Genomic DNA, 10,090 nt, shown 5'->3' on the forward strand with positions numbered 1-10,090 from the left:
GGGGGGGGGGGGGGGGGGGGGGCGGGGCGGGGGCGGGGGGCGGGGGGGGGCGCGGGGGGGGGGGGGGCGCGCCCCCCCCCCCCCCCCGAGCTTCCTCCCGCTGACGCGAATGCCCCGGAGGAAGGGAGGTTACCCCCCTCCCTAACCCTCCCCCCCAAGGGGGAGGGAACAAGACGCCTCGAAGACTCGGCCGGCCGCGACCCCGCAATCACCCCACGAACACGCCGGCGGTGAAGCCGGGGTAGAACTCGCCGTCGAGCAGCGTCGGCGGGAGCGGCTGGCCGACCGTGCGGCCGTCGTACACCGTCACCCGCGACCCGGCGTTGTCCCCGGCCCCGGTCACCAGGTCGGTGCGGCCGTCGGCGTTCACGTCGGCCGCGGCCACCCGGACGCCGCCGCGGCTCGCCGGGTCGCCGGCGAAGAAATTGCCGAGCGTCGTATACGTGTTCGACAGGAGCGCCGCCCCGCTGAAGACGGTCACCCGCGGGCCGCCGCCCGGCCCGCCGCCGGCGATCAGGTCGGCCCGGCCGTCGCCGTTCACGTCGCCGGCGGCGATGAAGATGCCGTTCCGCAACGTCGGCTCGAACGCGAAGAAGTCGCCGAACACCTTCCGGCGGGTCGTGCCGAGCGTCGTGCCGTCGTACCCGGCGACCCGCGGGCCGCCGCCGAACCCGGCGGCGACGAGCAGGTCGCCGCGGCCGTCGCCGGTGAGGTCGCCAACGGCGGCCCGTGCCCCGCCGCGGAAGTTCGGGTCGTCGATGCCGAAGAAGCTGGCGAGCTTCCCGAACCCGGCCCCGCTGTACACGTCCACCCGCGGGCCGCCGCCGCGGTCGGGGGTGACGACGAGTTCCGGCCGGCCGTCGCCGGTCGTGTCGCCGGCCGCCACGTACACGCCGCCGGTGAACGATTCCTCGAACGGCTGCACGGAGAAGAGCAGCTGTTGCGTCGCGCCGCTGAAGATGCGCACCTGCGTCGGGCCGCCGGGGCCGGTCCCGACGGCCACGTCCTTGACGCCGTCGCCGTCGAAGTCGGCGGCCGCCGTCCGGACGCCGCCGGTGAAGTCGCCGAACGGGCTGACGGTCGCGACCGGCTCCCCGGCCGCGTTCACGGTCGAGAACGTCGAGGCCGCCCCGTCCCCCGCGCCGACGGCGAACCGGACGGCCGCGTCCCCCGTTGGCGGTGGCGGCGGTGGCGGCGGGACGACCGGCGGGTTCGTCGGCGGCGGGGGGACGAGCGGCGGGCTGGCCCCGCCGCTGATTTGCCAGCCCATGTCTTCCAGGGCGGCGAAGTCGAGGGCCGTGATCGGGCGGACCGCCCCGGCCGGGATGGACGGGACCATGAGCGCCGTCTGCCCGCCGACGGCGACGTTCGCCGCCCAGTGGCCGTCGTCGCCGGGGGCCGTCGGCACGGCCCGGCCGAACGCCGCCACCGCGTTCGGGCCGGTGAACGTGCCGTTCACGAGGAACCGGTCGAACGCGAGGTCGCCGAGGCCGAACCCGATGAGGTGGAGCAGCTCGTGCCGGGCGACGCTGTCGAAGTCGAACTGGTTGGCCGCCGGCGGGCCGGCCGAGAACTCCCAGTTCGTCGCGGAGTCGAACGCGACGAACCCGCCCCACGGGGACACGTCCGTCGGCAACGACCCGAGCGCCCCGGCCTGGCCGCGGCCGCGGACCGCGTTCAGCCACGCCGCCGACCCGCTGGCGGAGAACGCCCCGCCGGACGCGACGCCGAGTTCCGACCCGCTGATCGGCCCGCCGGCGACGTACACGACGACCTCGTTCGCCGCGACCGTCGGGTTGTTCAGCGTGACCGTGCGGTTCGTCAGCGTGTTGAAGAACGACGCCTGCCAGGTGTTCGACCCGGTCGGCACGATGGCCGCGAGGTTGTCCTGGAGCCGCCCGCTGATTTCCGCGGCGACCCGCTCGATGGCCGCCCGCCGCTCGCCGGTGAAGTAGTTGTTCGCGTCGAAGGTGTAATCGACCCGCAGCGTGACGGCCGGCGTGTCCCGCGGTTCGAGGGCGTCCAGGTGGAGGCGGCGCGTGCGTTCGGCCATGAAATTTCCTAGCTCCTCGGAAGCCGCGGCGCGACGGGGGCGACGTATTCTAGGTCAGAGACGAGTGCGAGGGGACGGCGGTTGCCCCGTGGGAGAAATGCCGGGCGGATTCACCCTTGCGCCGCGACCGCCGGGGGTTTTGTAGGGCGGGTCAAGGCTTTGCGCCGACCCGCCGTCGCGGTCCCAGCCGGTTCTGCGCCTCTTCGACGTGGTGGCGGTCCCCCGGCGGGTCGGCGCAAAGCCTTGACCCGCCCTACAATTGACCGCGGGGCATACCCCTACCCTTTCGTTCGGATAAACTTCCCCCTCCCGTTCGTTCCCCCCGCCGCGAGCCGCCCATGCGACTTCCCGACCTGGTTCGCTTCGCCGTCGGCGGCCTGTGGCGGCAGAAGGTCCGCACCGCGCTCACCGTCCTCGGCGTCGCCGTCGGGGCCACGTCGCTGGCGTTCAGCCTGTCCCTCGGCGTCGGCCTGCGGCGGGTCATCACCAACGAGTTCCACTCCCGTGAGGGGTTCTGGGAAGTCCACGTCACGTCCGACCGCTATCAGACCGTCGGCGAAGTCCCGGCGGATACGGTGAAAGTGCCCGACGGCGTCGGCCCGGACCGCGCCGCCCGGCTGCGGAAGGTGCTGGAGGTAAGGGCGAAGCAATCCCTCCCGGCGAAGGCCGCCGCGCCGCTGACCCCGGCGAAGCTCGCCGAGTTCGCGGCCATCCCGGACGTGGCCGACGTTCGCACGTTCCGCCACCTGCACGGCACGGTCCGGCTCGGCGAGCGGCGGCATCACGCCATGTTCGTCGCCACCCGGTGCGACCGGCCGGAGCTGCGGCTACTCCTCGTCGCCGGACGGTTGCCCGCCGAGGGGGACGTTCGCGAGGTCGTCGTGCCGGAGGTGCTGCTGTACGACCTGGGGTTCAAGACCGACGCGGAGGTCGCCGCGGCCGTCGGGCAGCCGCTGACGGTCGAACTCGGCGGCGCGTCGGACGCCCGGCAGCAGTCGTTCCTCGCGAGCATGAACGGGGCCGTGGCGTCCCTCACCACGTCGCAGGGGCTGACCTTGTTGAAGCTGATCCGCGAGCTGCCGAAGCTGGTCGAGCAGTCGAGCCTGACGGCGAAGGAGAAGGCCGAGGTGCGGAAGCTGTTCGGGCCGGAGGAGCCGGCGGAGAAGAAGCCCGGCCGCTACCCGGCGACGGACGCGTTCACCGTCGTCGGCGTCTACCGCGAGCCGTCGGAGGAGGAGCGGAAGAAGGGGACGTGGCACGTCAGCCAGATGGCCGTGTTCGCGAACGCGACCGGCGGGGACGGCGTCTTCCGCCGGCTGCACAACATCGAGGACGGCCGGTTCGACCACGCCGAGGTGAAGGTCCGGCCGGGCGGCGACCTGCCGGCCGTCGTCGAGGCGATCGAGGCGCAGGGGTTCACGACGAACTCGTCGCTGCGGTGGTTCAACAACGCCCGCCGGGAGGTGACGGCCATCGCCGTGACGCTGAACATCTTCGCGTGGATTTCCCTCATCGTCGCGGCCATCGGCATCACGAACACGCTCGTCACGAACGTCGTCGAGCGGACCCGCGAGATCGGGATTCTGAAAGCGGTCGGCGCGAGCCGGCGGCAAATCCTGGCGATCTTCCTGCTGGAGGGGACGCTCATCGGCACGCTCGGCGGGCTGCTCGGGCTGGCCATCGCGCGGCTGGCGGCCGGCCCGGCGGACAGCATCGTCCGGGGCGAGATTCAGCGGCAGATGCGGGGCGAGACGATGCTGTCCACGAGCGTGTTCGAGTTCCCGCTGTGGCTGTCGGTGGCGACGTTCGCGGCGGCGGCCGTCATCACCACGCTGGCGGCGATCTACCCGGCCCGCCGGGCCAGCCGCGTCGAGCCGGTCGAGGCGCTGAAGTACGGGTGACGTGTTCTCGTCCCGAACCTCGCGTCCCGGCTCGCCCGGTCGCGGCGGACCGAACCGCAACGGCGAACGGCACGGCGTCAGCGTGCCGGTGGGGGCCGCCGGGGGGGAACACCGGCACGCTGACGCCGTGCCGTTCGCCGTCGATGTCGCGTAAAAACCAGACACGCCCGCGCGTTCGTTCCGTTTACACGCCGCCCCTCACTCGCGCCGCGGCTGCAACGTTTCGCCGCACGCAAACGGCCGGTTTTCGAGTGTCGGACATTTCGTTCCGAAAAAACGCGAAATCGATTTGACCGCTCGACTTGCCGAAAAACATGACATACAGATTCACACGATTCGAGTGCGAACCCGAATCGACTCGGCCGCGCGTGTCGCGGCCCGGATCGCCAACTCTGTTAGCTTCGCCCCCGGTTGAATCGCCCCCGTTGATCGTCGGATTGAAACTGGCTACACCCGGCTGACCGCCCGGTCGCTTCGCGGCTCGCGTCTGCTCAGCCGGTCCCCGTAGGTGAACGTTCGCCCCGGCACCGCACGCCACGGAGCTTCCGCCCCGCGGCCGCGGTGCGCCTTCGGCCCGGGTGGTCCGGGCGGTTGGATTGTTTTCGTTTCCGTGTTTTTCTTTTAGGAGTCTTCGATGTTGTGGACCAAAACTCGCACCGGTTTCCGCACCCCGAAGTCGTCGCTGGATGTCGTCCCCCTGGAGGACCGCACCACGCCGGCCGTCACCGCCCTGTACAGCACCGGGCTACTCGCCGTCACCGGCGACGGGGCCGCCAATAACATTGTCGTTTCGGCCGACACGACCGGGAAATTGACCGTCACGAACAACGGGCAGAACGTGGCCATCCGGTCGATCCTCGGCACGCCGACGGTCGCCGGGCTGGCGCAGGTGACGGTGGACGCGCGGGGCGGGGACGACTCGATCACGCTCACGAAGTCGCTCAACACGCTGGACGGGAACGGCAAGCTCGCGGCGTCGCCGAGTGCCGTCCTGATCGGCGGCGGCGGGAACGACACCCTCACCCCGCTCATCGGCGGGTTCGTCGGCGGGGTGGTCGGCAACGCCATCGTCGGGAACGTCGTCCAGATGGGCGGGAGCGGGAACGACACGCTCGTCAGCGGGTTCGGCAACGACATCATGCTCGGCGAGGGGGGCAACGACAAGCTCGTGTGGAACCCCGGCACGCTGATCGACCACTACGACGGCGGCGACGGGTTCGACAACGGCGTCGTCATCGGCAACGAGACGCCGATCGCCGGGTCGAACGCCGACGCGTTCGTCCTCGGCAAGGACCCGAACAACCCCGGCGGCGTGCTGTTCCAGCGGACCAACCTCGTCCCCTTCTTCATCACCATGGTCGCGACCGAGCAGGTGACGATGCAGACGCAGGGCGGGGACGACACGATCACCGTGAACGACCTGTCCGGCACCGCGGTCCGCCAGGTGGTGGCCGACGGCGGGACGGGCAACGACACGATCACCGGCGTGGCCCAGACGGCCGCGGCCGTGGCGCTGGTGTTCAACGGCGGCGAGGGGAACGACTCGCTCGCCGGCGGGGCCGGCCGGGACGTGCTGAACGGCGGCAACGGCGACGACACGATCGACATCAGCAACAACGACCGCCGGCAGGACATCGTCGTCGGCGGGGCCGGTAAGGACACGGTCGTCGTCACGAGCATGACCCAGACGACCGACCTGTTCCTGGACTTCGAGGCCCAGCTCGACGAGGTGTGGGCCGGGACGTGATCGAATAGTTGGTAGTTGGTAGTTGGTAGTTGGCAGGAAAGGCGGGTCTTTTCTGACTACTACCAACTATCAACTGCCAACTATCAACTATTCCAGAACGTTGGGCCGAGGGAATCGGCGTCCAGGCCGCCGGACGAGTACGCGGCCAGCTTGCCGTCCTTCAGGAGCAGCCAGTGCGGGCCGGGGGCGGCGTCCGGGATCGGGCACCACGCCCGGAACTCGCTGGCGACCTGGTACGGCCGCACCCCGAAGTTCACCGCCCCGTGCGGGCCGCCGTGTCGCGTCACGTAGTCGCTGAAGCGGGCCACGGCGACCGCGTCCGACCCGCCGGCGCGGGCGTACCCCAGGATTAGCCACGTCCCCGTCCGCAGGCACGGCTCCATCCGCGAGGGACTCGGCGGCAGCGCGTCGATCGTCACCGTCGGCAGGTGGTCGCGGCTCGGCACGAGGCCCACCCGGACGCGGACTTGCGGCGGCCGCGGCAGCCAGCACAGCTCGCGGACGTGGCTGCGGCCGTCCGTCACGTACACCTCCCGGACCGGCGCGCGCCGCCACAGTTCTTCGGCGTTGTACTTGAAGTAGTTGGTCGTCGCCTTGACGATCGACACGAACCCCCGCTCGAACCGCACGGACCCGCCGCCCGGCCAGAACTGGAACGGCTCCATCCACGCCGCCTTGTTCCGCGCGAACAGCACCCGCTCCCGGCGGACGCACTCCTTGTACCGCGGCACGGTCTTCGGCAGGCCGGCCCGCTCGATCTGGACGCGGATGTACTCCGCCCGGTCCTCCTGGCCGTGCTCCTCCAGCCAGTCGGCGTACACCAACCGCGGCACGTCGTCGTCCGGGGCGGCGAGTACGCCCGCGAACAGCGCTTCTTCGTCCGTCATTCGTGAGACTTCCCAACCATGTGGGAAAGCATACACTGCCCGCGTTCCGATTCCAGTTGGAGTGACCCCCGATGACGGTTTCCTGGCGCGGCGTGTTCCCGGCCGTGTGTACGCAATTCCACCCGGACCAGTCCCTGAACGTCCCCGGCACGCTCAAGCACATGGACGCGATGCTCGCGGCCGGCGTCCACGGGTTCGTGATGCTCGGCAGCGTCGGCGAGAACACGACGCTCGAGCCGGCCGAGAAGCGGGAGTTCCTGAAGGCGGCGATCGACCACGTCGGGAAGAAGGTCCCGATGTTGACCGGCGTGGCCGAGTACACGACGGCCCAGGCGTGCCGGTGGGCGGCGGACGCCGCGAAGTTGGGGGCGGACGGCCTGATGGTGCTGCCGCCGATGGTGTACAAGAGCGACCCGCGGGAGACGGTCGCGCACTTCCGGGCCGTGGCGAAGGCGACCGACCTGCCGATCATGGTTTACAACAACCCGCCGGCGTACAAGGTGGACATCACGCCGGAGATGTTCGTCGAGATGGCGGACGAGCCGAAATTCGCGTGCATCAAGGAAAGCAGCGACAACCCGCGGCGAATCACGGACATCATCAACCTGACCGGCGACCGGTACGTGATCTTCGCCGGCGTCGATGACTTGTTCCTCGAGTGCGTGATGCTCGGCGCGGTCGGGTGGGTCAGCGGGCTGGTGAACGCGTTCCCGGCCGAGAACCGGCTGATCTGGGACCTGGTGCAGGCCGGGAAGTGGGCCGAGGCGAGGGCCGCGTACCGGTGGTACACGCCGCTGCTGCACCTGGACACGCACATGAAGCTGGTGCAGTACATCAAGCTGGCGAGCGCCGAGTGCGGGTACGGCAGCGAGTTGTGCCGCGCCCCGCGGCTGCCCCTCGTCGGCGAGGAGCGGGAGCAGGTGCTCGGCATCATCCGCAAGGCCATCGCGACGCGACCGAAGACGAGGTAACCCCGGTTAGCGTGCGACCCGTCGGGTCGCACGCTAACCAATTCTCAGCGAGAACCGCCATGTCCGCCACGTGCATGAAATGCGGGTCGGAGAAGCTCATGCCCTTCGTCGGGGTGCTGGACCAGGGGCAGTACTCGGACGGCCAGCTCAAGGCGTGCATCGGGTACACCAACCCGGACGCGTGGATATTCAAGGGGCCGATCTTCGCCACCCTCCAGGCCACCATCTGCGGCGAGTGCGGGTTCACCGAACTGTCCGTCGGCAACCCGGCCGAGCTGTACGAGAAATTTCTCGCCTACCAGGAAAAGATCGGCGACCCGGCGGACTGAGGACCTCCCATGCCCACGCGATTCCCGCTCGCGGCGCTGCTTCTCGCCGCGTCCCCGCTGTTTGCCGCGGACTGGCCGCAGTTCCGCGGGCCGGGCGGCCTCGGCGTCACCGCCGAGAAGGCCCCCACGACCTGGAGCGGCACGGACAACCTCGCGTGGAAGGCCGCGCTGCCGGGGCCGGGCACGTCCAGCCCGGTCGTCGTCGGGTCGCGAATCTTCCTCACCTGCTACACCGGGTACAACGTCCCCGGCCAGCCGCGCGGCGAGCAGGACCAGTTGAAGTTGCACGTCCTTTGCTACAACCGCGACGACGGCACGCCGGCCTGGACGAAGGACGTGGCCCCGAAGCTGCCGGAGCAGGAGAAGATTCGCGACGACCACGGCTACGCCTCCGGCACGCCGGCCGTCGATTCGGAGCGGGTGTACGTTTTCTTCGGCAAGTCCGGCGTGATCGCGTTCACCCACGCCGGCGAGCAACTCTGGCGGGCGGACGTCGGGTCCAACCTCAACGGCTGGGGGTCGGCCACGTCGCCGGTGCTGTTCGGCGACCTCGTCATCGTGAACGCGAGCGTCGAAAGCGACAGCCTCGTCGCGTTGAACAAGAAGACCGGCGAGGAAGTCTGGCGAACGAAGGGGATTCGCGAGTCGTGGAGCACGCCGATCCTGCACGAGGTCGGTGGGAAGACGGAACTGGTCGTCGCGATCTTCGGCAAGCTCCTCGGCCTCGACCCGGCGACCGGCAAGCAGCTGTGGGCGTGCGACACCGGGATCAGTTGGTACATGGTCCCCGGCCTGGTGGCGCACGACGGCGTAGTCTACTGCATCGGCGGCCGGTCCGGCGGGGCGCTGGCCGTCCGCGGCGGCGGGTCCGGCGACGTGACGGCGACGCACCGCGTGTGGACCGGCAAGAAGGGGGCGAACGTGTCGTCCCCGGTCCATCACGACGGTCACCTGTACTGGATGAACGAGGCCCAGGAGCGGGCCTACTGCGCGGACGCGAAGACGGGGGCGGTGGTGTACGAGCAGGCGGTCAACCGGGCCGGCCAGGTGTACGCCTCGCCGGTGGTGGCAGGCGGGAAGGTCTACTACCTGTCGCGAAATGGAAAGGCGTTCGTGGTGGCGGCGAAGCCGACGTTCGAGTTGCTGGCGACGAACGACTTCGGCGACCGCAGCACGTTTAACGCGAGTCCGGCCGTCGCCGGCGGGAAGCTGTTCGTGCGGTCCGACAAGTTCCTGTACTGCGTCGGGAAGTAGTCACCCGGCCGGCGGCTTGTTGATCTTGCTCGGCCCCTTGCCGACCACCTTCTCGTACTTGCCGTTGTCGCTCTTGACGTACTTCGTGAACCCCATCCGGTCGAGGTTCTTGTCGGACAGGTTCGCCTTCATGTTGTTGCCCGTCCACGCCCGCGGGGCGTTCGCCGTCGTGAACACCCGCTTCACCGGCACGCCCGTCTCCGGGTGGGCCGTCAGCGGCGGGTCGGACATCGGCTGCAACACCTCGAAGACCTCGCCGGAGTCGTCGTCGGTCACGACCTGGTAGTGGTAGATCGGCATCGTTGACCCTCATCCCGTTTAGCACGCCCTCCTCAGATAGCCGCCGGCTTGCCGGCGGGGTGTTGAGAGTGCAAAACCCCGCCGGCAAGCCGGCGGCTATCTAGAAGAGGCCGCTCGACGAATTCTACCCCTTCATCTCGGCCCGGACCTTCTCCAGCAGCGCCTTCGTCAGCTTGATGCCCTCCGGCTCGCCGGCCTTGCCGCCTTCGTACTCGATGCCGATGAACCCGGCGTACTTGTGCTTCTTCAGCACGATCTCCAGCATCTTCCGGTAGTCGGTGTGGATTTCGTCGCCCTTGTCGTTGAAGTCGTGCGACTTCGCGCTGACGCCCTTCGCGAACGGCATCAACTCGTCCACGCCCTTGTACCGGTCGTAGCCGGCCGGCTGCCCCTCGACCTTGCCGATGTTGAAGTTCCCGAAGTCCGGGAGCGTGCCGCACCGCTTGTGGTCCACCAGCTTCATGACGCCGGCCAGCCACCCGCCGTGGCTCGACAGCCCGCCGTGGTTCTCGACGATCACGTTCAGCCCGTGCTTGTCCCCTTCCTCGGACAGCTTCCGCAGCCCGTCGGCGGCGAGCTTCTGCGTCTCCTCGAACCCCTTCTTCCAGTCGCTGGCCGCGTTCACCCGGATGCTGTGGCAGCCGAGGA

9 protein-coding genes are annotated in these 10,090 nt (G+C 69.7%); 5 read left to right on the top strand and 4 right to left on the bottom strand.

Annotated features, from left to right (window positions below):
• Positions 1-208: 208 nt before the first annotated feature.
• Positions 209-2,053 carry an FG-GAP-like repeat-containing protein gene (locus AC5JJ2_RS00065; protein ID WP_495855912.1) on the bottom strand — a complete coding sequence of 615 codons (1,845 nt, stop codon included), beginning with the start codon at positions 2,051-2,053 and terminating at the stop codon, positions 209-211.
• A 338-nt stretch (positions 2,054-2,391) separates the two neighbouring features.
• Between AC5JJ2_RS00065 and AC5JJ2_RS00070 the strand changes: the two genes are divergently transcribed.
• Entirely contained in the window at positions 2,392-3,954 is a 1,563-nt protein-coding gene (locus AC5JJ2_RS00070) for an ABC transporter permease (protein WP_495855913.1), read from the top strand.
• A 634-nt stretch (positions 3,955-4,588) separates the two neighbouring features.
• The gene (locus AC5JJ2_RS00075) at positions 4,589-5,701 is read left to right on the top strand and encodes a calcium-binding protein (protein WP_495855914.1); all 1,113 of its coding nucleotides are present in this window, start codon (positions 4,589-4,591) and stop codon (positions 5,699-5,701) included.
• Between the two features lie 83 nt (positions 5,702-5,784).
• Here AC5JJ2_RS00075 and AC5JJ2_RS00080 read toward each other — a convergent pair whose 3' ends face one another.
• Positions 5,785-6,588 carry a TIGR02996 domain-containing protein gene (locus AC5JJ2_RS00080; RefSeq protein ID WP_495855915.1) on the bottom strand — a complete coding sequence of 268 codons (804 nt, stop codon included), beginning with the start codon at positions 6,586-6,588 and terminating at the stop codon, positions 5,785-5,787.
• Positions 6,589-6,659: 71 nt separating this feature from the next.
• On the opposite strand from AC5JJ2_RS00080, the gene AC5JJ2_RS00085 reads away from it, so the two are divergent.
• From AC5JJ2_RS00085 to AC5JJ2_RS00095, 3 genes are read left to right on the top strand one after another with little or no spacing between them, the layout of a single operon-like run.
• The gene (locus AC5JJ2_RS00085) at positions 6,660-7,559 is read left to right on the top strand and encodes a dihydrodipicolinate synthase family protein (protein ID WP_495855916.1); all 900 of its coding nucleotides are present in this window, start codon (positions 6,660-6,662) and stop codon (positions 7,557-7,559) included.
• Positions 7,560-7,618: 59 nt separating this feature from the next.
• Positions 7,619-7,888 (top strand): hypothetical protein, encoded by a 270-nt coding sequence (locus AC5JJ2_RS00090; protein WP_495855917.1) that lies wholly within the window; start codon positions 7,619-7,621, stop codon positions 7,886-7,888.
• A 9-nt stretch (positions 7,889-7,897) separates the two neighbouring features.
• Entirely contained in the window at positions 7,898-9,142 is a 1,245-nt protein-coding gene (locus AC5JJ2_RS00095) for an outer membrane protein assembly factor BamB family protein (protein ID WP_495855918.1), read from the top strand.
• Here AC5JJ2_RS00095 and AC5JJ2_RS00100 read toward each other — a convergent pair whose 3' ends face one another.
• A complete protein-coding gene (locus AC5JJ2_RS00100) occupies positions 9,143-9,442 on the bottom strand; it encodes an FmdB family zinc ribbon protein (protein WP_495855919.1) in 300 nt (99 codons plus the stop codon).
• A gap of 124 nt (positions 9,443-9,566) precedes the next feature.
• Positions 9,567-10,090 (bottom strand): sugar phosphate isomerase/epimerase family protein (locus tag AC5JJ2_RS00105; RefSeq protein WP_495855920.1); only part of this gene is annotated, 524 nt, incomplete at its 5' end.

This window comes from Limnoglobus sp. (assembly GCF_059499385.1).